We start from the raw sequence: 26,072 nt of genomic DNA, 5'->3' as shown, positions 1-26,072 counted from the left end.
ACATTTACAGCACCGGCTGACATCACCATCTATACCGATGCTGACTGCAACTACGATATTTCTGTAGCGAATGTTGGCGACGTAACCGATGAAGACGACAACTGCTCAACCGGGATCGAAGCAACTTACGTTGATGGTGTCCCACAACCAATAGAAGGACAAGAAGGTGCATACTCGATTGAGCGTACCTGGAGTCTAGTTGACAACTGTGGTAACGCTGTAGCCGACCAGATTCAGATGATTACCATCGAAGATAATACAAATCCAACCATTACTTGTCCGGCGACGGTTTCAGTTCCTGCTGATGCGGGATTGTGCTATGCTCTGGCCGAGAATGTGGACCTGGGAACACCAGTGACAGATGATAATTGCGGTGTAGCGTCAGTGACCAACGATGCTCCCGCTCAATTCCCGACAGGAGACACTCAAGTGACTTGGACGGTGACTGATGTGGCTGGAAATACCAATACTTGCATCCAGACTGTAACTGTATTCGACGATGAAGATCCAATTATCGCCTGTGCGGTGACTGAGGAACAATTGGTAGAGGCTAACGAAAGCTGTGTGTATGTAGTTAGTGGAACCGAGTGGGATGCCACAGCGACAGACAATTGCGGTGTGACCAGCCTGACTTATACCTTAAGTGGAGCAACAATTGGTTCGGGAAGTGCATCGCTCGATGGCGTTGAATTTAGCCTGGGAGAAACTACAGTAACCTGGACCGCCATCAATGGAACAGGCAATGAAATAACATGCAGCTTTACTGTTGTGGTGAACGACGTGAGTGCACCGACCTTCACCTGCAACGATTTCACAGTGACGCTGGATGAAAATAACCAGTACACGATTACTCCTGAAGATTTGGCCTTAATCGCCACCGATATTCAAGGTGGTTGTACCGAAGAGGCAACTGATATCACCGTTTCAGTAAACATCGAAGAATTTACCTGCGAAACATTGGGTGAGCAAACCGTAACGGTTACCGTTACAGACGCATCGGGTAATTCATCGACCTGCGAAACCACGATTACGGTTGTTGATCCGGTTGATCCAACCATTACCTGTGCAGGAGATGTTGAAGCTTCGGTGCAGTCTAATGAGAGCTGCCTCGGTTTTGTGGCCGTGCCTGCTCCAACGGTAGCAGACAACTGTGGAATCACCTCCGTAACCAACGACTTTAACAATTGGGATGATGCCAGTGGTGACTATCCCGTTGGTGAAACAGTGGTAACCTGGACGGTGACTGATAACGATGGCAATACAGCCACCTGTCAGCAGCGCGTTGTGTTGATCAGTGGGCCGCTTGCTTTGGATGATCAGGCTAGTTTGGAGGAAAATGAAGATGTCCAAATCTATGTGCTTGACAACGACGAGGATTGTGATGAGAACCTGGAGAACAGCAGCCTCACAATCACTTCGCAGCCTGCCGAAGGTACGGCAACGGTCAATGCTGACGGTTCAATCACTTATAAACCAAATATCGCTTATTACGGATCAGATCAGCTGAGCTACCAGATTTGTGATGCCGATGGACAGTGCGACGAGGCAACGGTGAGTATCACCATTACGCCAAACGAAGAACTGTTGATCCCGAATGGATTTTCACCCAACGGTGATGGAATTAATGACTATTTCCGTGTCCGTGGAATTAGCAGATATCCCAACGCACAGATTGAAATTTATAACCGCTGGGGAGCCAAAGTTTATAAGCGCGACCGCTACGGAGACATCGGGTTGTACGGAAATCCCGGCGCATGGTGGGATGGAAGGCCGAATGTGAATGGTACTTCGAATTCGGAAATACTACCTGAAGGAACCTATTTTATCATCCTGATTTTGGATGGTTCAAACGTGCACAAAGGAACGCTATACATTAACCGGTAAAAATGAACTGAGATGAAGATGATTAAGAGAATATCAAATTACGGGCTAAGCTTACTGTTGTTACTGTCTTCAGTTACAGCTTCATTTGGACAGCAAGATCCAATGTATAGTCAATACATGTTTAACATTCAGGCATTCAACCCGGCTTATGCCGGTACCTGGCAGAGCATTGGCATTATGGCCCTCGGCCGTCACCAGTGGGTGGGTTTCGAAGGAGCACCAACCACCTATACCTTGACGGTGCAAGCTCCTTTGCGCAACGAAAATGTGGGCTTAGGTTTGTCGGTTATCAACGATGAAATCGGGATTGAAAAACGCCTGGCCGTTTTTGCAGACTATTCCTATCGACTGAAAGTGACCGATGATGTGTCTTTACGCTTTGGTTTGAAGGCAGGTTTTACCAATTACGAAAATGACCTGAATGCCTATCGCTTGTATGTTCCGGAAGGCGGAACTGACCCGGCTTTTCAGGGAGTGATTGACAAAAAGTTTATGCCCAACTTTGGCGTGGGTGCCTTTATGCATTCGGAAAAATTTTATGCGGGCTTTTCAATTCCGAAAGTCCTGCAGAATGACTTTGAGAATGGCGTGGAAAACTACAACACCAGCTACGAGCTGCGCCACATGACCTTAATTGGAGGCTACGTGGTCGAACTCAGCGATGCGGTGAAGTTCAAACCCTCGTTTAATGCCCGTTACATGAAAGGGTCGCCCATTGTGACCGACATCAATGCCAGCTTCTTGTTTGCCGACCGATTCTGGATTGGCGCCATGTACCGGACGGCCGAGACCTTTGGCTTCAATACCCAATTCATCATCAACGAAAAGCTGAGGCTGGGTTATGCCATTGATTTTAATACGTCAAACATTAGCTCTTATAACGATGGAATTCATGAGGTGATGATGTCCTACGAGTTGAACTTTGTTAAATCGCGTTATACTTCACCCCGCTATTTCTAACGATAGAAAAAACATAAAGAAATGAAAACTAAATTTTTACTTTTAGCAACTTTCATCCTGATCACCCTCGGGGGCATGGCTCAAAAGCGTTTTTTCGATGCCGTGAACATGACCATCGATACGTTAAATATCAATACGGAATTCAGTGATTTTGGTCCGGCGATTATCGAGGATGAACTGTTTTTTTTATCGTTTAGCGAGAAAGACGGCAGAAAGTCGGATAACCAAAACAAGGTTTTCTACGATTTATACACGGTGGGCTTAAATGCTTTTGGCGAAGTGATGACCGAGCGCAAACGGATGAGTACCCTGGTTTCAAAATACCACGAAGGGCCAATGGCATACTGCGAAAGCACGGGTGAGTTATTTTTAACTCAATCGAATTGGCAGGATCCGCAGGAAGAAAATATCGTCTTCGTCAAAAAAAGTATCCGCCTGGGTATTGTAATTTACGAGAAGTCGGGCGATTCTTTCCGAATGAAAGACCGTCTTCCATTTAATAGCAGCGAATATTCGGTGGCTCACCCGGCCATCAGTTCAACGGGCGACACCCTTGTTTTTGTGAGCGACATGCCCGGCGGCAGTGGACAAACCGACTTGTATTATTCGGTACGAAATGGTGATGAATGGTCCGACCCCGTGAACCTGGGGCCGAAGGTCAACAGTGCCGGCGAAGAGATGTTTCCGTTTTTGAATGCCGACGGAAGCTTGGTGTTTTCCTCCAACGGCTTTGGCGGTGCCGGAAACCTGGATTTATTCTACATCGAATTTCCGGTCCTCGCATCAAGCGATCGTGGAACTTTCACTGGAGACATCAACTCCGAAGGTGACGACTTTGGTATGGTCATTCATCCCAACCAGCAGGTCGGTTACATGGCCTCGAACCGAAGTGGCGGACAAGGCGATGACGATGTTTACTTATTGCGAATCGATGACTTTGTGTTCGACGTGATTACCTACTCCAACCTGACCGAGGAAATTCTGCCAGGAGCCAGCGTTAACGTGATTGATGAGGACGGAACAGTTGCTGCATCGGGTAAGACCGATGATGAAGGCAAGCTGGAAGTGAAGCTGGAAGGTAACAAAAAATATACTGTGGTAGCAACAGCCGAAGAGTACATGGAAAAAGCGGTGGATTTGGATTTGACCAAGAAGGAAACCCTGACCGATAAGGAAGTGGAAGTTTATTTGGATCCGGAGTTCGTATTCAAAGGACAGGTGGTCGATATTATGGGTAACATCCCCATTCCGGATGCTTTGTTGGCTATTTCAGACGGAACCACCATCGATTCGATCTACACCGACGAGCAGGGAACCTTTACCTATAACCTGGAAACAGACAAACGGTACCGAGTGGATGTTTCGGCCTACAACTTCTTTGGCACCGAAGTCGAATTCAATACTATGGGCATGGACCAAGGCGTGTTTGATTACCTCATCCAGTTGTATTCGCTTGATGCCGGATCGCGGATCCAGTTGAAAAATATTTATTATGACTTTGGTGAATGGGCACTTCGGCCCGAAGCCAAGCGTGAATTGGATCGCCTGGCCAAAGTACTCGAAGACTATCCCGACATCCAGATTATTCTGGAATCGCATACTGACTCCAGGGGAACGCATGAGTTCAACATGGGACTGTCGGAAAAACGCTCGGAAACGGCCGGCAACTATATAATATCTAAAGGCATTGATGCCGCAAGAATTGAGTGGGTTGGCTTTGGCGAAACACAATTGGTGAATGAATGCGATGGCAGCATCGAATGTACCGAAGAGCAGCATTACGAAAACCGCCGCACGGTGGTCGAAATCCGCAAGTCGAAAGTCACGCGGAGAGCCAAAGGAAATATTTTCTATTTCTAGAAGAGAGATAGATGTAGAGCGGAAACGGGTTGGTAGGTTTACCAGTCCGTTTTTTCTTTATTGTTTTGCATGGGCTCGCTGGGCATAGCCGATCAATCCGCGCGTTTGCGGGCAATGATTCGACCAATAATTTATTTCGAATTGAGGCGGCTGCACCGCAAGCGCACGAACCAAAAGCAGTCATTCATCTTTATTTCCATGAAAATGGAAGCGAAAGCCAGCCGTCAACTTTCATTTCCGTGGTATTGGAAGCGAAAATCAGCCATCAACTTTCATTTCCGTGGTGTTGGAAACGAAAGTCAACCGTCAACTTTCATTTCTACAGAATCGGAAGCGAAAGTCAACCGTCAACTTTCATTCCGATGGAAATTGGAATGAAAATCCGCAGCACAAAGGGCAGGCTCAGGAAATGATGCCCATTTTGCGCATCAAAAAGTTGGCGTTCATGGTGGAGGTTACCCCGTCGGTGAGTTTGTAGTCAAACAGCAGTTCCTCGTCCGTCAGCTCAATTTCGAAACATTTGTTGGTAATGTTCTGTGGATAGCGCGTGGCCAGCTCAGTCAGCTTTAAATCGTGCGTAGCAACCAATCCCACGGCCTTCAACTGTATTAACTGTTCGATCAGTTTAATGGAGCCCGACAATTTATCTTCCGAGTTGGTTCCCTTCAGCATTTCGTCGATGATCACGAACACCGGCACACCGGCTTTAATTTCATCCAGAATGGCCTTGAGGCGCTGCAGCTCGGCAAAAAAATACGACTCGTCGTTTTGCAGGTTGTCGGTGGTGCGCATGTTGGTAAACAGTTGAATGGGCTTTAAACTGAGCCAACTGGCGTGGGCCCGGCAGCCGTTCATGGCCAGAATCAAGTTTACGCCAATCGTTCTTAAAAAAGTACTTTTGCCAGCCATGTTGGCTCCGGTAATAATCGCGATTTGCCCATGTCCATTCATCCGGAAATCGTTGCCAATATTTTTGGCTTCCTTAATCAGCGGGTGTTTTAGTTTGTTTGCCGTTAAATGAAAGTCGCCATCCTCCAGCTTGGGAAGGGTCCATTCGGGATGGTTGTGGTTGAGATTGGCCAGGCTTGATAAGGCATCAAATTGAGCCAGCACCTCGAACCACTGCTCAATGCTGCGGGCGTGTTTTCTCTGCCAGTGAAAAAGCCTGAGGCTACATCGCAGGTCCCACAGCAGCAAGGCATTGAGCACCGAGCCAACCAACAGGTTCTGGCGGTAGTCGAACTCGGCCATTCGTTGCTGAAGCAGGCGAACCGATTCGCTGGCCTTTTCCTGCCCGGTGAGCAAGTGGCTTTTTAGTTCGTTCAGCAGCGGGGCTTCAAATTCCTTTTCTTCAACCAAAACCAACAGTTCGGTATAGCTTGACAGGCGTTTGGCCTGGCTTCCAAATAAAGCATACGATTCGCCGATTCTTTTTCGGTTCGCGTACAACACGGCGCCATTCAGCAGCAGCGATCCCACCAAAAGGGCCCACGGAAGATTGAGAAACTGGCAAAGCCCAAACGACAGGAAACTGACCAGCGGAAGAATAATCAGCAGCCTGCCAACCAGCTCACTGTTGCCGAATTCAACTTGTTCGGTTATTTTTTTCAGAATTTGAAAATCCTGCTCGTCACTGGTGTTTCCCTTGGCGGCAAAGAACTGCCGCCAGCGGGAATATTTTGCCAGCTCGAGCAAGGCTTCCTGCCGTTTTTTTATCGTTGGAATGTCGGTTTCCGGCTGCCGCAAATAATTGGCCAAGCGCTTTTTGCCCAGTTGGGTCACGGTTCGGTTCACAAATTGGAAGATGGAACCGGGTCCAAAAATATCGAGGTCGAAGGTAAAATGATGATGCGGATCAGTAAATTCCTGCCCGTCATCGAACTGGTTGTATTCTTCGTCTAATGCGGCTAATTCTTTTTTGTTGATTTCAATCAGGTTCGAAAAAAGGATTTTCTCTTTTTCTTTTTTTTGAAAGCGCTTGATCCAATAAATAAACAGGAAGAAACTGACTCCGGCAACCGACCAGGCTAGCCAAGGCGAGATGCGTGGTAAATAAATGAGTGCCAGAATAATCGCAAGGAAGGCTGCAAGCCGCAAAAACGCCAGTTGACGGGTTCTTTTTTTTAACGACTCGAGTCGTTGCTGATCGTAGGTCAAAAACTTGTTGTATTCCTCAAAAAGCGCTTGCTTCATGTTATAAAAATTGAGCTTGCATCAATTGTTTGACGACAAGTAACATGGTGGATAAAAATAGCAGGAAGATCAGCAGAATGATGCCGCTCTCCTGATTGCTGAGTCCGGTTTCGGCCAGCTTGGGCATTTTCAGTATTAAAAAATGGTTCTCGATGATTAGCAGCAGCTTGTAAATGAAATGTCCGATCAGGATGCCAACCACGGCACCGGTCAGTATGTCGAAAGGATAGTGGACGCCCAGGTAGATCCGGGTGTAGCTGACCAGTGTCGCCCAGAAAAAGATAAAGACCTGGTAACGACTGTTCTTAAAAAGCTTGGCTGTGAACATGGCCACGGCGAAGGTATTGGTGGCATGCGATGAAAAGTAACTGTATAGTCCGCCTTTGCGGTACACATTGTGAACCAGGTGCTGGATATCCGGATCGTGGGTTGGCCTGAGCCGCTGAACGCTTTCTTTAACAAGAACCGAAAACTGATCGGCAATCAGAACCACCAAAGCCAGCATAACGAAAATAACCACCGCTTTCATCCGGTATTTACGAACGATGAAATACAGCAAGGTGAGGTAAAAAATACCCCAGGTAATGGTCTGGGTAAACAGCGTCATGACCACATCCCAAAAAGGGTTGTGTATTCCATTGAAAAAGAAAAACAGCGATTGGTCAACTTGCTTGATGGATTCGATAAACGCGATCATGAGGGATTTAAAATTTGCCAGATTTTGTCTTTCAGTTGTAAAATGCCCTGGTTGGCGACCGACGAAATAAAGCTGTGGGGAATGTCACTCAGTTCAGCACTGATTTCTCTTTGCAATTCTTCGTCCAGAAAGTCGGCCTTGCTGATGACCAGGTACCGATCCTTATCCAACAGTTCGGGATTGTATTTTTCAAGCTCATTGAGCAGGATGTTGTATTCCTTGCGATGATCTTTGCTGTCGGCCGGAACCATGAACAGTAGCATCGAGTTTCGCTCAATGTGCCGCAGAAACCGAAGCCCGAGTCCTTTACCTTCGTGCGCGCCCTCAATAATTCCGGGGATGTCGGCCATGACAAACGACTGCTGGTCGCGGTACGAAACGATGCCCAAGTTGGGAACCAGCGTGGTAAACGGGTAATCGGCAATTTTGGGTTTGGCTGCCGACACCACCGACAGCAGCGTTGACTTTCCGGCGCTTGGGAAACCAACCAGTCCAACGTCAGCCAGAATTTTCAATTCCAGAATTTTCCATCCTTCTTCGCCTTCTTCGCCGGGTTGTGCATAGCGCGGGGTTTGGTTGGTGGCCGACTTAAAGTGGGTATTTCCCAGGCCGCCACGACCGCCTTTCGCCAAATATTGTGTTTCGCCATCCTTGGTAATTTCAAACAGGAATTCACCGGTTTCGGCATCTCTGGCTACTGTTCCCAATGGAACTTCAATGGTTATATCCTCGCCATCGGCGCCAAAGCTGCCATGCCCGCTTCCCGATCCGCCATGTCCGGCATACACATGTCGTTTGTAGCGCAAGTGCAGCAGGGTCCACATCTGCGCATTGCCTCGCACGAATACATGGCCTCCGCGTCCTCCGTCGCCTCCGTCGGGCCCGCCTTTCGGAACAAATTTTTCTCTTCGCAGGTGAGTCGATCCGGCGCCCCCGTTTCCTGAGCGGCAAAATATTTTTACGTAATCAACAAAGTTGTTTTCAGCCATGGTATAATCTTGTGAATGTGCAAAATAAACAAAAAAAGACGAATGCATTCCAATCATTCGTCTTTATATATTTTTTGAAGATGGGTTATAATGAACGAACGGTATTTTTTAAGCGCGAAGCGATTTCGTCAACAGTTCCCATTCCATCAATGGGGAAATGTTTGTTTTGGGCTTCGTAATATTCCTTGATTGGGGCGGTTTTTTTGTTGTAAACCGAAATGCGCTTTTCAATAATCCAAACGTCCTGATCGTCTGACCGGCCGGAAGTTTTTCCCCGGAAAAGAATTCGATCGATGAGTTCCTGCCTTTCCACTTCGAGGCAAAGCATCGCCTTGATGGGCGTTTTGTTCTCTTCGAGCAAGTTGTCCAGTGCTTTGGCCTGCGCCACGGTTCGCGGAAATCCATCAAAAATAAATCCTTTGGCGTCGGGGTTTGCAGCAAATTTATTCTTAATCATTTCGATAACCACTTGATCAGGGACGAGTTCTCCTTTGTCGATCAGTTGTTTGGCTTCCTTTCCAAGTGGCGTTTCAGCCTTAATTTCCTGACGCAAAAGGTCTCCGGTTGACAGGTGGATCAAGTCAAAACTTTGAGTCAGAAATTGGGCTTGGGTTCCTTTTCCCGCGCCGGGAGGGCCAAATAAGATCAGGTTTAGCATATTCGTTATTGATTTATGCGTGTTTGATTCACTTACTCCACCACTTTAAAGATGTCGATCAAATTACGGCCTCTGCCGTCATAATCCAGTCCGTATCCAACGATAAAATCATTGGGAATCTCAATACCGATGTAATCCAGTTTGACTTCTTTAACCAACGCATCGGGTTTAAGCAAGAGTGTTGCTACTTGCACTTCAGCCGGATTATGCGCGATAATTTGTTTGATGGTGTTATCAATGGTAATGCCTGTATCGACAATATCTTCCAACACAATAATCGTACGTCCTTCCAGACTTTCATTCAGCCCAATCAGTTCTTTAATCTCACCTGATGATTGCGTGCCGGCATACGAAGCCAGTTTGACGAATGAAATTTCCGCATCGAGCAGGGTGATTCGCTTGAATATTTCGGCAGCAAACATGAATGAACCATTCAGGATACACAGGAATAATGGATTTTTTCCTGCTAAGTCTTCATTCATTTTGTCGGCCATTTTTTCAACCACCGATCGGATTTTTTCATACGGAATAAAAAGTTCAAACTCCTTGTCTAAGATCTTTATGTTACTCATTTGGCTGTCTTTATTTGTTGATGGAAAGATGAGTTTCAAATCTGTTTATTTTCAATTATTTTAGCTCAGAATTTAAAAAGTACAAAGAAACAAAAATTAATTGAAAACATGGAAGCGAAAGTGAGTATCATCATGGGAAGTACCTCCGACTTATCTGTCATGGAAGGCGCTGCAAAAATTCTGGATGAGTTCGAAATTCCGTTCGAAGTCAATGCCTTGTCGGCCCACCGTACGCCGGCAGAAGTGGAGGAATTTGCTAAAGGAGCTAAAGACCGCGGAATAGAAGTGATTATTGCCGGTGCCGGAATGGCTGCTCACCTGCCCGGAGTGATTGCGGCCATGACCACCTTACCGGTGATTGGCGTGCCCATTAAAGCCAGCCTCGATGGTTTGGACTCGCTGTTGGCCATTGTCCAGATGCCTCCCGGAATTCCGGTGGCCACAGTTGCCATCAACGGCGCACAAAATGCCGGAATACTGGCCGTTCAAATGATGGCACTGGGAAATGATGGCTTAAAGGACAAACTTGTCACATTTAAAGCGGCACTAAAGAACAAAATTGTGAAGGCCAACCAGGAATTATCTGAAATAAAATACAAATTCAAAACGAATTAGTTTTTTCTTCATTTTAAAATTTGTAACTTAACCATGCTTGTTGCTTAAGAGTGTGTGGATTACACTCTTTTGTTATGGTTAGAAGTTATGCTGTTTTTGTTTTGTTATTGATTGTTGGGAGCGTGGCTGGTCAGGAAGTTTTTCGTGTTCCGGCCCGGTTTCGTTCCATGGGCGATGCCAGTGTCAGTTTGCAGTCGCCACTTTCCCTGTTTTCAAATCCTGCGGGTATCGGATCCGAAAAGCAGCCTGCTTTTGGTGTTCAGTATGAAAAGCGTTTTCTGCTGAACGAGTTGAGTACGGCATCCGCTTTTGTGGTTTTACCGGTTTCGAAAACGAATTTCGGATTTTCTTTTTCCCAATTTGGACAAGACCTTTACCGGGAAACTAAGCTTTCGTTTGCGGTGGCCAAAAGATTATCCGGCCGTGTCCTGGCCGCACTTCAATTTCATTATTTCAATCTGAATCTGCCCGAAAACCGGGAGCATGCTGCTACGCTGATGGTTGACATTGGAGCGCAGTACCGCGTGGGGCGGGATTTTTGGATCGGGGCTCAACTTTTCAATCCTTATCCATTGTTGGTGCAACGCTTGCAACTCGAGTTCGACTACCCAATGGTGATGCGGCTGGGCATGCACAAAGTGTTCGATGAATTGATTCTGGTGGCTGTCGACATCCGAAGACAGGATGACAGCCGGCTTGGTGTGAGTTCGGGGCTGGAATTGCGGATTCGGGAGCAGTTGCAGTTGCGTCTGGGCGTCGAAACGCTTGGATCAATTTTTTCGCTGGGAGTGGGTTATTCGATCAACCGGATTCAAACCGACCTCGCGTTTAGCCATCATCAGTATTTGGGTTATTCTCCTTCATTTTCCATTTATTATCAATTGCCATGAAACGAGCTCTGTTCCTTTGCTTGGGTGTTATGCTGACTTCGGTGGTCATGGGCCAAACCACAGATTTTGACTTTCAAACCGAATTGGAAGATCTTGTGGAAACGCTGTTGGAGGACGATGAAAACGCCGATATTGAACAGTTAATGAATGAGCTGCAGTTGTTGCAGGATCGTCCGCTAAATATTAACCAGGCTACGCGCGACGATTTTGAACGGCTCTATTTCCTGTCTTCCTTGCAGGTTGATCGTTTGCTGACTTACCGGCAACAATACGGGCAAATTTATTCGCCCTTTGAGTTGAATAGTATCGAAGGCTTTGATCCAAAGTTGATTCAACTGTTACAGGCTTTTGTGTATTTTGGCGAAGTGGATGCGCGGCCGATGACTTTTAAACCACGGCAGGAAATTTTGATGCGCTCCATCCGTTTGCTTGAGGAGCAAAAAGGTTTTCAGGAGCCAGCAAAATACGAAGGATCGCCGGAGAAGCTTTATTTCCGTTACCGCTTTTCATCGTCGCAGGTTAACGCCGGACTAACAGCAGAGAAGGATGCCGGCGAGTCCTTTTTCGGCGGCTCCAATCCCCGCGGATTTGATTATTACAGTGCCTTTGTCAATTTTGGTTTGAACAAGGGAAAGCACCAGCTCTATTTTGGCGACTACCTGGTTCGCTTTGGGCAGGGCTTAACGGCCTGGCAAGGTTTTGCCCTATCCAAGTCGGCCGAAGTGGGCAATGTGGCTAAGTTCAACCAGGGAATCCGGAGCTACTCGTCAACCGATGAGAATAACTTTTTGCGAGGCGGCGCGGCCAGCTTGTCGTTGGGCCAATTTGAGTGGAGCAGCTTCTTTTCGTATAAAAAATTCGACGCCAACCGCGATAGTATTGATGGAGCGCCGGTTTTTACTTCCTTTCAGTCGTCGGGTTTGCACCGCACATCCGGTGAGATTGAGGATAAAAACTCGGTGGCAGGTATCACGGCCGGGACGAATCTCAGCTATTCCGCCGGGCGCTTTTCATTTGGCTTTTCCGCCATTCACCTTCAATATGAATTTCCGTTGCAACGGCAGTCATCCAGTTACAACTTGTTTTTGTTTGAAGGGAAGCAAATCAGCAATCTGGGGGTGAATTATCAATGGGGAATTAACCGTTACTATTTTTTTGGCGAAGCGGCCTGGGCAAGCACAAACGGTTTGGCCACGCTGCATGGGCTTCAGGCCAGTCCGGCCGATCAGGTTGAGCTGTCGGTGATTTACCGGAACATCAGCAAAAAATACAATGCCCCGCTTGCCGGTGCATTCACCGAAGGCAGCCAGGTAAACGATGAGCATGGCTTTTACGTCGGTGCAACCATTCGTCCTGTAGCAAAGCTGAGTTTACGGATGTATGCCGATTTTTTTGAGCACCGTTGGGTGAAGTACACCACTGCCGGACCTGCCAGCGGCCGCGAATATTTGGTGCAGGCTTCTTACAAACTTGCTGATCGCTGGGATGCCTACAGCCGTTATTTTTATGAGTGCAAGCCAGTTCGGGCCAATGGCGAGTTTACGAAAATCAACCTGGACCAAACCCGACAAAAACTGCGGATTCACGTGAATGGTTCGCTGAGCGATCGCTTTTTTCTGAAAAGCCGGGCCGAATGGACTTGGTATGCGCATGAAGAAATGTCGGCTGGATGGATGGTGCTGCAGGATGTGGGTTATCAATCGTTGGAAAGCAGGATGAGCTGGTGGCTGCGACTGGCTTATTTCAGTACCGATAATTACGATGCCCGAGTTTATGCCTACGAGAACGATCTGCTTTACCAATTTTCAGTTCCCGCTTTTTACGGGCAAGGCCTGCGTTCCTATGTCAACGGAAAAGTTAAAATATGTGAAAAGTTAGATGTGTGGGTCAAGCTTGCAAGAAGCTGGTTTATTGACGTTGAAAGCATTGGTAGTGGAAACAGTCTCATTGATGGCAACAAGCGCACCGAGGTTAAATTTCAGTTAAGATTCAAGTTTTAAGTTGCATTTTATATCTTTGCCGCAAAACTTAAAGGATTGGAGTGAAAATGAGCTACGACGATATTCGGCCGTATGACGACCACGAAGTCAACCATTACATCAACGTGTTGTTGGAAGACGAAATTTTCCAGCAAGTACTTCAGTTTATTTTCAAGGATGAAAAGGAGCTGGCCGGAGCCAAGCAGATGTTGTCTAAAATTCAAACTGTTGAGGAACTGCAGCTGAATTTTATGTATCCGCTGGTTAAGAACTGGATCATTGATAAAACAACGAGCGGTATCAGTTGGAGCGGTCTCGACAAGCTGGATAAGTCGAAAAGTTATTTGTTTATTTCAAACCACCGCGATATTATTCTCGATTCGGGAATTTTGAACTACATCATTGTCACTGCCGGAATGAATACCACAGAAATCGCCATTGGCAATAACCTGCTGATTTACGATTGGATTGTTCATGTGGTCAAGCTAAACCGCGCTTTTGTTGTGAAGCGAAATTTGCCGGCCCGTGAGTTATTGACCGCTTCAAAGAAATTATCCAACTATATTCGCGATGCTGTCACCAAGCGTAACCGGTCGGTATGGCTGGCCCAGCGCGAAGGACGAACCAAAGACGGCAACGACCAAACCCAGCAAGCCCTGCTCAAGATGTTGAACTTGAGCAATAAGAAAGACTTTGTGGAAGGATTTCGCGAGTTGCAAATCGTGCCGCTTTCGCTTTCGTACGAACGTGAGCCCTGCGGTATTTCGAAAGTTGAAGAACTGTACAAGCGCGAGAGCGAAGGCTACGAGAAAACCCAGGCCGACGATTTGAAAAGCATGGCTTTTGGCTTGACACGTCCCAAGGGGCGGGTGCATTTTTCGTTTGGCAAGCCCATTGATGCTCCGCTCGAAGAATTCGCCAAGGCCGAAACGCTGAACGAAAGTATTCAGCAACTGGCCAACTACATCGATAAACGCATTTATTACAACTACAAACTGTGGCCAAACAATTACCTGGCGGCCGATTTGTTGCATGGGCGCGACGACCACGCCGACAAAATTGAGCCGGCCACGCGCGAGAAGTTTGAAGAGTTGTTGCAGGATTTGGTGGGAACCATCGGTAACGGTGACCCCAAACGGCAGCAGGAACTGTTCATTCAGATGTACGCCAATCCGCTTTTAAACGCCGAAAAGTAAGTAGCCCCGTTTTTCAGAAATGTTAAAGGACCTTTAGCTTTTGAGTCTGGCATCTATTTTGATGATTGATAGCCGGTTTTAAAAAGAAAGGTTTTTATTATGAAGCAATTCGCATTGATCATCCTGATGTCATTCATGCCTTTCGTCCATGCTTTTGCACAAGAAAAGGAGAGCGGCGAAAAGGAGATTCTGGAATTGATCGAAAGCAAACAGTTTAAATTTACAGCACGGTCGGTGACGCCTTTGAGTGGTTCCACGATCAACTTAACGTCCACTTACGACCTGGTTGTAGATAGCGCGGAAGTTGAGGCATGGCTTCCGTTTTACGGGCGGGCTTATCAAACAGACTACGGCAGCACCGAAGGCGGCATTAAATTTAAGGAGAAAGCCAAAGTTTTTGAAGTTGAGGTGAATGAGAAAAAAGAAATGTATGTGATCCGCATTGAAGTGGATACCACGCGCGATTCGTACAAAATCATCATTCATACCGGCAAAAGCGGATACGGCAGCATGAGTATCACCTCAAACAGGCGGCAGTCGGTGAGTTACTACGGAATTATTGAAGCACTGGAAGAATAAGGAAGCAGATGGCCTTGGGCATGCTCCCTGGTGTTTTTATTTCAGAAAAAATTACATTGAACCAAGAAGGGTTTCACAGGCGTGAAGCCCTTTTTTAGTTTTCAGTCGCAGTTTTCAGTCCCAGTGATCAGTCACAGTCACAGTTTACAGTCGCAGTGTGCAGGGGCCATTCCGTCCGTCAGTTGCCGGATCGGGATCCCTCGGCGGGTGGAGCAGGAGCCGCTTCTATTGATCCGATACCTCGAAGTCATCGGACCAATAACTTCCTCGGGGCGAATTTCTTTCAACAATTCCTTTTCTGTAAAGATACGATAGGTGATCGTTTTGGGTCTGGCTTGGTGCCACGAAAGCTTGAGGTTCAGTGATCGTTCTTCCAGCAACTCGCTGGCGGATCGTGATCCGGCGGTTGCCGGACAGGAAGATGTTTTGTTTTTCGGGGGTGGAGCGATCTGCTGAGCTTTTGAGCCAGGAAACAAGGGATGAAATTGAGTTTTGGAGCAAAAAAATGCGGTCTCTTTTGGATAACCGCATTGGAAAAAAAGTTTAGGACTTTCTTATTTTACAGCGACTGCATAGTCGTAAACTTCATTTCCTGAAGCCAATACCACCTGGTATTCTCCCGAAGCTAATTTAGAAAGATTAAGTCCTTCGTTTACAGAGAAAGAATTTTCCAATGCTTTGCTGTAAACCAATTCCCCATCATTGTAAATGTATAAGTTTGTTTTTTCACCCGCGTGGTTCAGGAAAGCGACACGTAAAATGTCTTCCTTGTATGAAAAGAACGGAGTGGCCAGCATTTTTTCTTTTCCAACGTTGATTGATCCGTTGTTGATGGCGAATTCACGTTGGCCTTTCACGCCGTCAAGGCTGACAATCAATTTGTAGTTTCCGTTTTCCAGTTTCGAAAAGTCATATACTTTCCGGTAGTCAGCAACATTTCCTTCAGTCTCTTTAAAGTAAACCACGCTGCCGTATGCATCTTCAATACTGATTTGAAATTTGGTTTCCCCATCATTCGAAATGGCTACTACAGCACGTTCTGCATTCAGCGGCAGAATGTTCACACGCAAGTTTCCCGTTGCCAGGGCGATGTTTGCAATAACTGTTAAAGCAAGCATCATGCTAATTGTTCTAAATGTTTTCATAGTTTTGAATTTTTAAAAGTTCACTATTGAATCACAGAACAAATGTAACATGTTTTACAGCATGTGTTATAAAACATACGTTAATGGTGGGTTAAGTTTATGTTTCGAGATCGATAGAGAGAATTGATGGAGGAAAGAAAGTCTCGAACAGTAGTTTTTGCAGGGGGTTTGGGAGAAAACGATTCATGAAACAAAAATAGTGCCATCTGGTTTTGTTAATATTAAATCATCTTCAAGAAAATGGATATAAAAATACTTCAATTGCTCGATGGAGCCCGGCAGGCGGAAGGGTTGACCGTAATCATCGATGTGTTCCGTGCTTTTTCGGTGGCCTGTTACGCTTTCGATGGCGGTGTCCGGCGTATTTATCCGGTCGGACAAATCGAGCTGGCTTACCAGCTGAAACAACAAAACCCGGAATACCTGCTGGTGGGCGAGCGTAACGAGCAAAAGCCCGAAGGCTTCGATTTTGGGAATTCGCCTTCGCAGCTACTCACCGGTCAACTCGCCGGAAAAACCATGGTGCACACCACCAGCAGCGGCACCCAAGGAATTGTTAATGCCACCCATGCCGATGAGATCATCACCGGAAGCTTTGTAAATGCAGGAGCCATTATCGACTACGTGAAGCGCCAGAATCCGGAGAAACTATCGCTGGTTTGTATGGGCTATGCTTGCCAGTACCCAACCGACGAGGACACTTTTTTGGCCGAATACCTGAAAGCGAAGCTGGAAGGGCAGCCGGTTGATTTTCCGGCCATGGTCGACAAGCTGAGGCATGGTGCAGGAGCCCGTTTTTTTTCGCCCGAAAAGCAGCTGTGGGCACCCTCAGCCGATTTCGATCTTTGCCTCGATCTCAACCGTTTTAACTTTGTATTGAAAGTTGAACGAGAAAAGGATTTGTATTTTCTGAAAAAAATTGAACTTTAAGCCCGCTTTTGTCTTACTACCTGTGAAGATTGTTTACCGAAAAGTCGGGAGATTTTCCTTTGGTAAAGAAGCGAATTTTGATCAAGACAAATTGGAAATAACAACGCATGAAGAATTATAATTTTGACGAGTTGGTTGACCGGACCAACACCAACAGTATTAAATACGATGCCCGCGAACAGTTTTTCGGTACGGGAGACCTGTTGCCGCTGTGGGTGGCCGATATGGATTTTAAAACGCCCGATTTTATCATTCGGGCCTTAAAGCAACGGCTGGAGCATGAAGTGCTGGGCTACACCTTTCGCGGAGATTCGTACGCTGATGCTATTGTCAGCTGGCTGGATCAACGTCACGGTTGGAAAATCGAAAAGGAGTGGATTTCGTTTAGCCCGGGTGTGGTGGCCGGACTCACTTTGGCCATTGATACCTATTCGAAGCCGGGCGACGAGGTGATTGTGCAGCCTCCGGTGTACTTTCCGTTTTTCGATTCGGTGAAAGGCACCGGCCGCCAAATGGTTGAAAATCCGCTGAAACTTGTAGATGGCCGTTATACGTTTGATCTGGAGGATCTGAAAAGTAAAATCACGCCCAAAACCAAGATGCTGCTGCTGTGCAACCCGCAAAATCCCGGTGGCATGGTTTGGACGAAAGCGGAGCTGGAAGCGCTGGCAACCATTTGTCTCGAAAATGAGGTATTGATTGTTTCCGACGAAATTCACTCGGATCTGGTTTTTAATGGGCATCGACACATTCCGCTGCCCACCCTTTCCGAAGAAATTGCCAACAACTGCGTGGTATGCATGGCCGGAAGTAAAACTTTCAATATTGCCGGTTTAACCACCTCGTTTGTGGTCATTCCGAATAAAAAATTGTTTGTGCGCTACGAACGCACCTTGAAAGTGCCACACCTGCATATGGGCAATATCTTTGGTTCGCTGGCACTGGAAACCGCCTACCGCGAAGGAGGCGCCTGGGTCGATCAGATGATGGACTACTTGCAGGAGAACTACCGATTTTTGGAATCTTTTCTGAAGGAACACCTGCCACAGGTGGTGCCGATGAAGCCGGAAGCCACTTATTTGATCTGGCTTGATTTCTCGGCCTTCAATCTCAGCGATGAAAAATTAAACGACAAGCTGATTCAGGCTGGCGTTGGACTCAATCGCGGCGTGCAGTTTGGTAAGCAGGGGAGCGGCTATATGCGCATCAATATTGGTTGTCCGAAAGCCACACTGGAGCAGGCTTTAATTCGGATGAAGGAAGCTTTCGCCTAAAAATTCTTCTCAATCCATTTGGCCATTTCCGCTGTGTTCTGTTCGAGCATGCAGCGGAAATGTTTTTTTGGACAGTATTGCCGCCCAATCTTGGAGCAGGGCTGGCAGCTCAAGCCATCAAGCTTTTGAATGTGCGATGCCGGATGAGGCAGGTATGGCGTCATGCCCAGGTCGGGTGTAGTGCTTCCCCAAACCGACAGGATTTTCTTTTTAAAGGCCGCAGCGATGTGCATCAGGCCGGTGTCGTTCGAAACCACCACCCGGGCAGTTTTTACCAGGGAAGCCGATTGGTTAATGCTCAGTTGATGACACAGGTTCAGGATTTTTCCTTTGGCCTGTTGTTCAATTTCCCGGGCCAATTTCACTTCACTTTTTCCACCGATTAAAATGCAGGGGACGGTGAGCCGGTTGAGAAATTCCACCTGCTTTCTGGCCGGTAGCCTTTTGGTGTAGTAGGTGCCCGACAGAACCACTGCGACGTAGCCTTTTTTATATTCTTCGGGTAGGTTTTCCTGGCTAAAGCTTTCTCCTTCGGGAATGAAATAGTCCAGCCCGTGGCCATCGTCTTTAATCCCAAGCGGAGCCACGGCGTGCATCATCCGGTCGACAATGTGAATTTTTGGAAGAATATTGATTTTGAAGGAGACCAGCAGCCATTTCTTAATGTTCAGTTTTTTCAGGGTGAAGGATTTCTTCCGGAGGTTTCGCTTAATGAACTGGCTGCGCAGGTTGTGGTGGAGATCAACAATGTAATCGAACTCTTCTTTTTGAAGTTGCTGCACCAGCTCGGTCAGATTCGAACTTAGCAAATGGATCCGATCAATATAAGGATTGGCCCGCAGCAGGTTTTCGTGCTTTTCTTTGGTCAGAAAATGAATTTCAGCTTGATGTAGCTGCTTTTTCAAGCAACGAATCACCGGGCTGGTTAATACGATATCGCCGATGGAACTAAACCGTATGACTAATATTTTGGTTTTCAATGGTAAAATAATACCCTGAAAGATATTCATCTTTCAGGGTATTCCAATTGTTCATGCTTATTTTTTTAGGCCGATTCGGTTAGCACGATAATTTTGTTGTGCTTCACCTCAGCAACGCCGCCATCAATATCAAAAAAGCTGATCTGGTCACCTTTCTCCACCACTTTAATTTTACCTGCTTCCAAGGTTGAAATCAGCGGGGCATGGTTTTTTAGAACGGCAAATGAGCCTTTGGTTCCCGGCAGTTGTACCAGGGTAACTTCGCCGGCAAACACTTTCTTTGATGGTGTTATAATTTCAAGAAACATAGTTCTAAGTTTTTTAAGCTTCGGCTTCAGCCAGCATTTTCTCACCTTTTTGTATGGCTTCTTCAATCGTACCAACCAGGTTGAAGGCCGATTCCGGGTATTGATCCACTTCACCATTCAGAATCATGTTGAAACCCTTGATGGTATCTTCAATCGAAACCAGTTTTCCTTTTAAGCCTGTGAATTGTTCGGCAACAAAGAAAGGCTGCGATAAGAACCGCTGAACGCGCCGGGCGCGGTGAACGACCAGCTTGTCTTCTTCCGACAGTTCGTCCATACCAAGAATGGCAATGATATCCTGCAATTCCTTGTAGCGTTGCAGAATTTCTTTCACTTGTTGGGCGCAGTTGTAATGCTCATCGCCCACAATGTCGGCGGTCAAAATTCGCGAGGTGGAGTCCAGCGGATCAACGGCCGGATAGATTCCCAGTTCGGAAATTTTACGGCTCAAAACGGTGGTCGCGTCCAGGTGAGCAAAGGTTGTTGCCGGTGCCGGGTCGGTCAAGTCATCGGCAGGTACATACACCGCCTGTACCGAGGTGATGGAGCCGTTTTTGGTTGAGGTGATCCGCTCCTGCATTTCACCCATTTCGGTGGCCAGTGTGGGCTGGTAACCTACTGCCGAGGGCATCCGTCCCAAAAGTGCCGAAACCTCCGAGCCTGCCTGGGTAAAGCGGAAGACGTTATCGACAAAGAAAAGAATGTCGCGGCCGCCGGGGCTGTCAGAACCGTCGCCGTCGCGCAAGCTTTCGGCAATGGTTAGTCCTGAAAGGGCCACACGGGCACGGGCGCCAGGGGGTTCGTTCATCTGCCCGAACACCAGTGCCAGTTTCGACTTTTTGATGGCTTCCGGATCAACTTTCGAAAGATCCCATCCGCCTTCTTCCATCGACTTGCGGAACTCGTCGCCATAGTCAACAATTTTTGCTTCAATCATTTCGCGCAGCAAATCGTTTCCTTCACGGGTCCGTTCTCCAACCCCTGCAAAAACGGAAAGTCCGCTATGCGCCAGGGCAATGTTATTAATTAGTTCCTGAATCAATACGGTTTTTCCAACACCAGCGCCTCCAAACAAGCCAATTTTACCTCCTTTGGCGTAGGGCTCAATCAGGTCAATGACTTTAATTCCAGTGTAAAGCACTTCGGTTTCAGTGGTTAAATCTTCGTATTTGGGTGGTTTGTTATGAATGTCCAATCCTTCCTTGGGTAGGTTTTCCATGCCATCTACCGCATCGCCGGTCACATTCAGAAGGCGTCCCAGCACATCCTGTCCTTTGGGCATTCTGATTGGCGAGCCGGTGGCAACGACATCCATTCCACGCCGCAGTCCGTCGGTGGAGTCCATGGAGATGGCCCGGACTGTGTTTTCGCCGATGTGTTGCTGGCACTCAACAACCAGGTTGGTTTTTCCTTCGCGGATAATCTCCAATGCATCGTGGATATTGGGAAGTACGCTGCCTTCCTGGTCGAAACTGATATCAACTACAGGTCCGATAACCTGTGCGACTTTACCGATATTTTGACTCATGATAAAAAGTTTACTTCTGTGGAGCCGGAAATTACAAAAACCGGCTTAATTGAACAAATTTAATGGGTTTTATATTGTCTGTTGTTTTTACACGAATAGCAAACGTTTTTACTAGTTTAATGTTCACGTTTCATGATGGTTTTAGCCAGTAAAATCAGGGGTTTTTTCCGATCGCTTTCAAGCTCAATGGCTTGCAGTTCGTTCAGCGCTGCCAGGTAATAATCGTCCGATTTTTGTTGGCTGATTTTCTTCAGATTCAAATCGGTGTAGATTTGTTTTACGGCGGCTATTTTCTCCAGCGGGTCAAAGTCTTTTTTTGTGAGCCAATGATTTAAACGCTCTTTCTGCTCCGGCTTGGCCAGCTCCAAAGCTTTCAAAAGCAAAAAGGTTTTTTTATTGGCCAGAATGTCGCCACCGGTTTTTTTTCCAAACTTTTCCTGTTCAGCAAAAACATCGAGCAAATCATCCTGGAGTTGGAAAGCTAATCCTAAATTGATTCCGAATCGGTAAATCCGGTCAGCATCGGCATCGGTTGCCAGGGCCAGTTGGGCACCCATTTTGAAGCTTCCGGCAATTAATACGGCTGTTTTCAGGCGAATCATCTCCAGGTAGTCGTCAATGTTCACGCTGGTTTGATTTTCAAAATCCATATCGTATTGCTGGCCTTCGCAAACTTCCATGGCAGTTTTTGAGAACAGTTGGGTGACTTTTTGAATCGCCGGACTTTCTGTTTTCAATAGAAATTGGTAAGCCATAATCGACATGGCATCGCCCGACAGAATGGCCACATTTTCATTGTACTTTTTATGCACCGCAGGCTGGTTTCTCCGAATATCAGCATGATCCATAATGTCGTCGTGCAGCAAGGTGAAATTATGGAAGATCTCAACGGCAATGGCCGCATTCAAGGCTTGCGGAACCTTCCCGCCAAACAGGTCACAGGCCATGAGCAACATCACGGGGCGCAGGCGTTTTCCTCCCATGTTGAGGGTGTACTCAATGGGTTGGTATAAATTAACCGGCCGGGTTTGCCCGATTTTTCCTGCCTTCTCTTTGAGGCGGTCAATAACTAATTGTTGCAGGTATTCAATGGAATGCGGTTGTTTCATGCGTCTTTTTCTTCATTTTGTGTCCTTTCAATTTCAAGATCATCCAGTTCAATATCTTCCTCTTCGTCGTAGATTTGAAGCAAGGGCTCGTGGAACGACTTGGTGGTGGTGTATTTTTCAAGCCCGGCCAGAAGCGAGGGTAACAGGATGAGGTTCGACGTGATGGCCACAAATAGGGTTAAGGAAACCAGCACGCCCAGTGCCGCCGTTCCGCCAAATTGCGACACGCTGTAAACGCCAAATCCGAAGAAAAGCACCACAAAGGTGTACATCATGCTGACGCCGGTTTCGCGAAGCGCGCGCTTAACCGATTGCTGAATATTCCAGCCTGTGGCCGTTAGTTCCTGGCGGTACTTGGCCAGAAAGTGAATGGTGTTGTCGACCGAAATTCCAAAGGCAATACTAAAAACCAGTATGGTGGATGCTTTGATCGGGATTCCGGTAAAGCCCATGATGGCAGCGGTGAAAATGAGTGGAATAATATTGGGAATGAGTGACATGAGCACCATTCGCCACGAGAAAAACATGATGGCCATAAATGTCGAGATCAGGAAAATAGCCAGTGTCAGACTGCTGAACAGGTTTTTTACCAGGTATTGGGTTCCTCTGAAAAAAGTCACGCTGGAGCCAGTGATGGTCACGTCAAATTTGTCGGGCGGAAAAACCGAGTCGACTTCCTGTTTAAACTCCGTGTACAGTTCTTCCATGCGCTTGGTTCCCACATCGTGCATGCGAATGCTGATCCGCGTCACTTGTTTCGAGCTATCCAAAAACGAGTGTAAAGCGCTCACCCCGGCGGCTTCATCCTCTTCGCTCTCGGAGGCATAAGCCAGGATGAAGTTTTTTTCCTGGTTGTTTGGCAGGCTGTAATAACGTTCGTTTCCGTTGTAAAATGCCTGCTTCGAAAATTTCAGAATATTGAGCAGCGACATGGAAGAGGACAGCTCATCGTAGTCTTCCAGCTGTTTTTCGAGCCGTTCAATCCGCTGAAAATTACTTAGATTCATGACGCCATTCTGACGTTTGGTATCGATAATAATTTCCAGCGGCATCAGTCCATCAATCTGTTCTTCAAAATATTTTAAATCTTTGTAGATGATGTCGCTTTCAGGAATGTCATCGACCATAAAGCCGGAGCTTTTGATCAGAGAAATACCATAAAACCCCAGTAGTAAAACGCCGATGGTAGAGAAATAAACCAGTTTGCGATGGTTTTGCGAAATGGTTTCGAGTCGCTTGACGATTGTTTTAAAAACCCGGCTTTCCAAATGCTTCATATGTCGCCGGCCAGGAGGCTTGGAGAAACTAAACAGGATGGGGATGAGCAAAAGCGACAGGACAAAAAGTGTCAGGATATTTAAGGCGGCCACCACCCCGAACTGTCGCAACACTTCACTGTTGGTAATCACAAAAGTGGCAAATCCCGATGCGGTGGTCAGGTTGGTCAGAAAAGTGGCGTTTCCAATTTTGATGATCACGCGTTGCAGGGCCTTGATGTTGTTGCCATGACTTCGAAATTCATGATGATACTTGTTCAGCATGTAGATGCTGTTGGGGATACCAATCACAATCAGCAGCGATGGAATCATCCCCGTAAGCAAGGTGATTTTAAAACCAAAAAGCGACATGGTCCCCATGGCCCACAGTACCCCCGAGATGACAATCAGAATAGGGAAAAGAACCGCTTTGAATGAGCGGAAAAAGATGAAAAGTGTGATGACGCACAGCAATAAGGCCAGTCCGCTGAACAGGTAAATTTCTTTTTTTATTTTGATCGAGTTGATGACTTTGATGTAGGGAAGGCCTGAATAATGCAGGTCTAAGCCAGTTTCTTCGGAAAAGGTCTCGCAGGTTTTTTTGATGGCGAGCACGAGTTTTTCGCGCTCTTTCGACTTCATTTTATCTTTGTTGACCGTGATGGCCAGCAAGTAAAAGTCCGATTCCTGGTTGTAAAGCAGCCCTCGGTAAAACGGTAAACCGTGAAAAACCGAAGCCAGGCTGTCGAGTTGCTCTTGCGAGTCTATTTTGTCGGGGAAGATCTCTTCAATCTCGAATTGTCGTTTTTCCTGATTCTTTTTTAGGTTGTATGCGTTCGACACGGAGAGCAGGTTTTCAACGCCGTCAATTTGGTCGAGGTTTTCAACCAGGCGGTGCCAGTCTTCAAAATGATCGAGCTTGAAAAAATCCGCATCCTGCACGCCAACCACAATCAAGTTTCCTTCTTCGCCAAAAAGTTCCCGGAATTGTTGATAATCAACGTATGCACTGTCTTTTTTGGGCAGGAGTTGTGCCGACTCATACGACATTTCAACTTGAGTGGCCTGATAGGCCATAAAAATAGTCACCAGTCCTAAAATTGAAAGAAGTAACCGCCTGTTTCTTAGTATAATTCCGGAGAGCCAAACCCACATAATAAAATCTCGTATAAAAATGATGGCGAAAATAGCTAATAAAACGGGATTACGAAAGTAACGTGAATGAGGGTTTTTTGATTGTTGAGCTTTTTATGTTTCGCCTGGCTTTCTGGCAAATTAGTATTGATGAATTAATTTCGATAAGTGTCTTTTTACAATCGTTGCAATCTTGCTTCGCCAGCGTTTAACGCGGTGATGGAAATGTCGCAGGCAAAAGTCATGTAAAATACCAGTAAATCAGGAAGCTATGAAGAAGTATTTTTATTTGGTTGCCACCCCCGAATCTATTATTGTTTCTCATTTAAAGCCGCTTGACTTTGGGAATTACCTTTCGGTAGGCACGAAGAAGCAGATTCATGGGCAGGCGGTATTCTTCGAATTTGACCCTGATCAAACCAACTTGCACCAGGATTATATCAATCTGAAAATGAAGCCGTATGATGATGGTGAGCCGAAGCGTTCGGTGTTTCTTTCCATTTACCGGTGTTTTGAGCGCATACCGCTAAAGGCCCTGAAAAATCTTTACCTGGTGACCGACGACGGGAAAGTGTTGGAAATTGCGCCTCATGACTTTATTCCGAAAACAGCTAATGAAATTCATTTGTACCAGCAACTGATCCCCATAACCACACGCGTGGCCAGTAAATTATCGCCTGTTGATTTTATTCGGCGGCTGACAGATTTGAGCCAGCCGGTTTCAGCACCCAAAGTGTTTCTGGTCGATTTGAAGTTGAATGAACTGGTAAATAATCCGGATGCGCCATTGAGCGATTTGCCGTATCCCAACCCCGATCATCTGCGTGATTGCATAAAACGCTTGAAGGAGTCGCCCGCTCGCCAGACCAAAACCGTTCTGCGGTTTTTGCGCGACGACATTCCTTACCGGACCATTAAAACCGGCTTTTTTGTAGGCGATCAAAAACATTACCTTTTCTACCCGTTCCCTACAGAAAAAGAATTGGAAGGAAAATACTATTCCTGGTGGCGTTCAGCTTTGGTGCGGCACTTTTAATTTGAAGCGGCTGAAAATCAGAACGTGTTTTGCTAAATAGCTTCGGAAGCATCAGTTAGTATGACCGGTTCCGAAGCTATTTCCCAAAATTTGTAAATTAAAATTTCTCGCTTTTGTTTTTTCTTTTCAGAAAAGCTGTTATTTTTGCATCGCTTTTGAAACGAAAAGCAAGCGTTGTGAAAAATAAATTCCCTAGTAGCTCAGTTGGTTAGAGCGGCGGACTGTTAATCCGTAGGTCGTAGGTTCAAGTCCTACCTGGGGAGCTTTAAAAATAAATAACCCGTTGAAATTCAACGGGTT

At 46.6% G+C, this 26,072-nt stretch carries 22 protein-coding genes and 1 tRNA gene; 12 read left to right on the top strand and 11 right to left on the bottom strand.

The window, feature by feature from the left end:
- The 3 genes from NC99_RS00640 to NC99_RS00630 all read left to right on the top strand — a co-directional run.
- Positions 1 to 1,884: T9SS type B sorting domain-containing protein (locus NC99_RS00640; protein ID WP_157624322.1), on the top strand; the 1,884-nt coding region annotated here is incomplete at its 5' end.
- A 12-nt stretch (positions 1,885 to 1,896) separates the two neighbouring features.
- The gene (locus NC99_RS00635; RefSeq protein WP_082326237.1) at positions 1,897 to 2,844 is read left to right on the top strand and encodes a PorP/SprF family type IX secretion system membrane protein; all 948 of its coding nucleotides are present in this window, start codon (positions 1,897 to 1,899) and stop codon (positions 2,842 to 2,844) included.
- Positions 2,845 to 2,865: 21 nt separating this feature from the next.
- Positions 2,866 to 4,704: an OmpA family protein gene (locus NC99_RS00630; RefSeq protein ID WP_053178800.1), complete on the top strand. Its 1,839-nt coding sequence runs from the start codon at positions 2,866 to 2,868 to the stop codon at positions 4,702 to 4,704.
- A 402-nt stretch (positions 4,705 to 5,106) separates the two neighbouring features.
- Here NC99_RS00630 and NC99_RS00620 read toward each other — a convergent pair whose 3' ends face one another.
- The 5 genes from NC99_RS00620 to NC99_RS00600 are packed head-to-tail and all read right to left on the bottom strand — an operon-like array spanning position 5,107 to position 9,813.
- Positions 5,107 to 6,897, bottom strand: a complete 1,791-nt coding sequence (locus NC99_RS00620) for a MutS-related protein (protein ID WP_053178796.1) — start codon at positions 6,895 to 6,897, stop codon at positions 5,107 to 5,109.
- Between the two features lies 1 nt (position 6,898).
- Positions 6,899 to 7,594 carry a phosphatase PAP2 family protein gene (locus tag NC99_RS00615; protein WP_053178794.1) on the bottom strand — a complete coding sequence of 232 codons (696 nt, stop codon included), beginning with the start codon at positions 7,592 to 7,594 and terminating at the stop codon, positions 6,899 to 6,901.
- A complete protein-coding gene (gene obgE, locus NC99_RS00610) occupies positions 7,591 to 8,640 on the bottom strand; it encodes a GTPase ObgE (protein WP_239684381.1) in 1,050 nt (349 codons plus the stop codon). The genes NC99_RS00615 and obgE overlap by 4 nt, the downstream gene beginning before the upstream one ends.
- A gap of 28 nt (positions 8,641 to 8,668) precedes the next feature.
- On the bottom strand, positions 8,669 to 9,241 hold the full coding sequence (locus NC99_RS00605; RefSeq protein WP_053178792.1) for an adenylate kinase: 573 nt from the start codon (positions 9,239 to 9,241) through the stop codon (positions 8,669 to 8,671).
- Positions 9,242 to 9,273: 32 nt separating this feature from the next.
- Entirely contained in the window at positions 9,274 to 9,813 is a 540-nt protein-coding gene (locus tag NC99_RS00600) for a phosphoribosyltransferase (protein ID WP_053178790.1), read from the bottom strand.
- 108 nt (positions 9,814 to 9,921) lie between these two features.
- Between NC99_RS00600 and purE the strand changes: the two genes are divergently transcribed.
- The 5 genes from purE to NC99_RS00575 all read left to right on the top strand — a co-directional run bounded on the left by purE (position 9,922) and on the right by NC99_RS00575 (position 15,072).
- Positions 9,922 to 10,428, top strand: a complete 507-nt coding sequence (gene purE / locus NC99_RS00595) for a 5-(carboxyamino)imidazole ribonucleotide mutase (protein WP_053178787.1) — start codon at positions 9,922 to 9,924, stop codon at positions 10,426 to 10,428.
- Between the two features lie 74 nt (positions 10,429 to 10,502).
- Positions 10,503 to 11,318 carry a PorV/PorQ family protein gene (locus NC99_RS00590; protein ID WP_053178785.1) on the top strand — a complete coding sequence of 272 codons (816 nt, stop codon included), beginning with the start codon at positions 10,503 to 10,505 and terminating at the stop codon, positions 11,316 to 11,318.
- Entirely contained in the window at positions 11,315 to 13,318 is a 2,004-nt protein-coding gene (locus NC99_RS00585; protein WP_053178783.1) for a ComEA family DNA-binding protein, read from the top strand. The genes NC99_RS00590 and NC99_RS00585 overlap by 4 nt, the downstream gene beginning before the upstream one ends.
- A 41-nt stretch (positions 13,319 to 13,359) precedes the next feature.
- A complete protein-coding gene (locus NC99_RS00580) occupies positions 13,360 to 14,493 on the top strand; it encodes a glycerol acyltransferase (RefSeq protein WP_157624320.1) in 1,134 nt (377 codons plus the stop codon).
- Positions 14,494 to 14,592: 99 nt separating this feature from the next.
- Positions 14,593 to 15,072 (top strand): DUF4251 domain-containing protein, encoded by a 480-nt coding sequence (locus tag NC99_RS00575; protein ID WP_053178779.1) that lies wholly within the window; start codon positions 14,593 to 14,595, stop codon positions 15,070 to 15,072.
- Positions 15,073 to 15,626: 554 nt separating this feature from the next.
- On the opposite strand, the gene NC99_RS00565 is transcribed toward NC99_RS00575, so the two are convergent.
- A complete protein-coding gene (locus tag NC99_RS00565; RefSeq protein ID WP_157624318.1) occupies positions 15,627 to 16,217 on the bottom strand; it encodes a T9SS type A sorting domain-containing protein in 591 nt (196 codons plus the stop codon).
- 240 nt (positions 16,218 to 16,457) lie between these two features.
- Between NC99_RS00565 and NC99_RS00560 the strand changes: the two genes are divergently transcribed.
- Entirely contained in the window at positions 16,458 to 17,147 is a 690-nt protein-coding gene (locus NC99_RS00560) for a 2-phosphosulfolactate phosphatase (RefSeq protein WP_053178773.1), read from the top strand.
- Positions 17,148 to 17,254: 107 nt separating this feature from the next.
- The gene (locus tag NC99_RS00555; RefSeq protein ID WP_053178771.1) at positions 17,255 to 18,421 is read left to right on the top strand and encodes a MalY/PatB family protein; all 1,167 of its coding nucleotides are present in this window, start codon (positions 17,255 to 17,257) and stop codon (positions 18,419 to 18,421) included.
- On the opposite strand, the gene NC99_RS00550 is transcribed toward NC99_RS00555, so the two are convergent.
- The 5 genes from NC99_RS00550 to NC99_RS00530 form a co-directional block, all read right to left on the bottom strand.
- Positions 18,418 to 19,431 (bottom strand): glycosyltransferase family 9 protein, encoded by a 1,014-nt coding sequence (locus NC99_RS00550; RefSeq protein WP_053178769.1) that lies wholly within the window; start codon positions 19,429 to 19,431, stop codon positions 18,418 to 18,420. The two genes, NC99_RS00555 and NC99_RS00550, sit on opposite strands and share 4 nt — an antisense overlap.
- 35 nt (positions 19,432 to 19,466) lie before the next feature.
- On the bottom strand, positions 19,467 to 19,709 hold the full coding sequence (gene atpC / locus NC99_RS00545) for an ATP synthase F1 subunit epsilon (protein ID WP_053178767.1): 243 nt from the start codon (positions 19,707 to 19,709) through the stop codon (positions 19,467 to 19,469).
- A gap of 13 nt (positions 19,710 to 19,722) precedes the next feature.
- A complete protein-coding gene (atpD, locus tag NC99_RS00540) occupies positions 19,723 to 21,237 on the bottom strand; it encodes a F0F1 ATP synthase subunit beta (RefSeq protein ID WP_053178764.1) in 1,515 nt (504 codons plus the stop codon).
- Positions 21,238 to 21,353: 116 nt separating this feature from the next.
- On the bottom strand, positions 21,354 to 22,346 hold the full coding sequence (locus NC99_RS00535; RefSeq protein WP_053178762.1) for a polyprenyl synthetase family protein: 993 nt from the start codon (positions 22,344 to 22,346) through the stop codon (positions 21,354 to 21,356).
- Complete coding sequence (locus NC99_RS00530; protein ID WP_239684380.1) at positions 22,343 to 24,691, bottom strand: efflux RND transporter permease subunit; 2,349 nt, start codon at positions 24,689 to 24,691, stop codon at positions 22,343 to 22,345. The genes NC99_RS00535 and NC99_RS00530 overlap by 4 nt, the downstream gene beginning before the upstream one ends.
- A 316-nt stretch (positions 24,692 to 25,007) precedes the next feature.
- On the opposite strand from NC99_RS00530, the gene NC99_RS00525 reads away from it, so the two are divergent.
- Both NC99_RS00525 and NC99_RS00520 read left to right on the top strand, forming a co-directional pair.
- Positions 25,008 to 25,772: a hypothetical protein gene (locus tag NC99_RS00525; RefSeq protein ID WP_157624316.1), complete on the top strand. Its 765-nt coding sequence runs from the start codon at positions 25,008 to 25,010 to the stop codon at positions 25,770 to 25,772.
- A 189-nt stretch (positions 25,773 to 25,961) separates the two neighbouring features.
- A tRNA-Asn gene (locus tag NC99_RS00520) sits at positions 25,962 to 26,035 on the top strand.
- Positions 26,036 to 26,072: the final 37 nt, after the last annotated feature.

The sequence above is a fragment of the Sunxiuqinia dokdonensis genome (genome assembly GCF_001270965.1).
Taxonomy (GTDB): Bacteria; Bacteroidota; Bacteroidia; order Bacteroidales; family Prolixibacteraceae; genus Sunxiuqinia; species Sunxiuqinia dokdonensis.
Note: the sequence above shows the minus strand (reverse complement) of the source record. Positions and strands in the feature narration are given on the sequence as shown.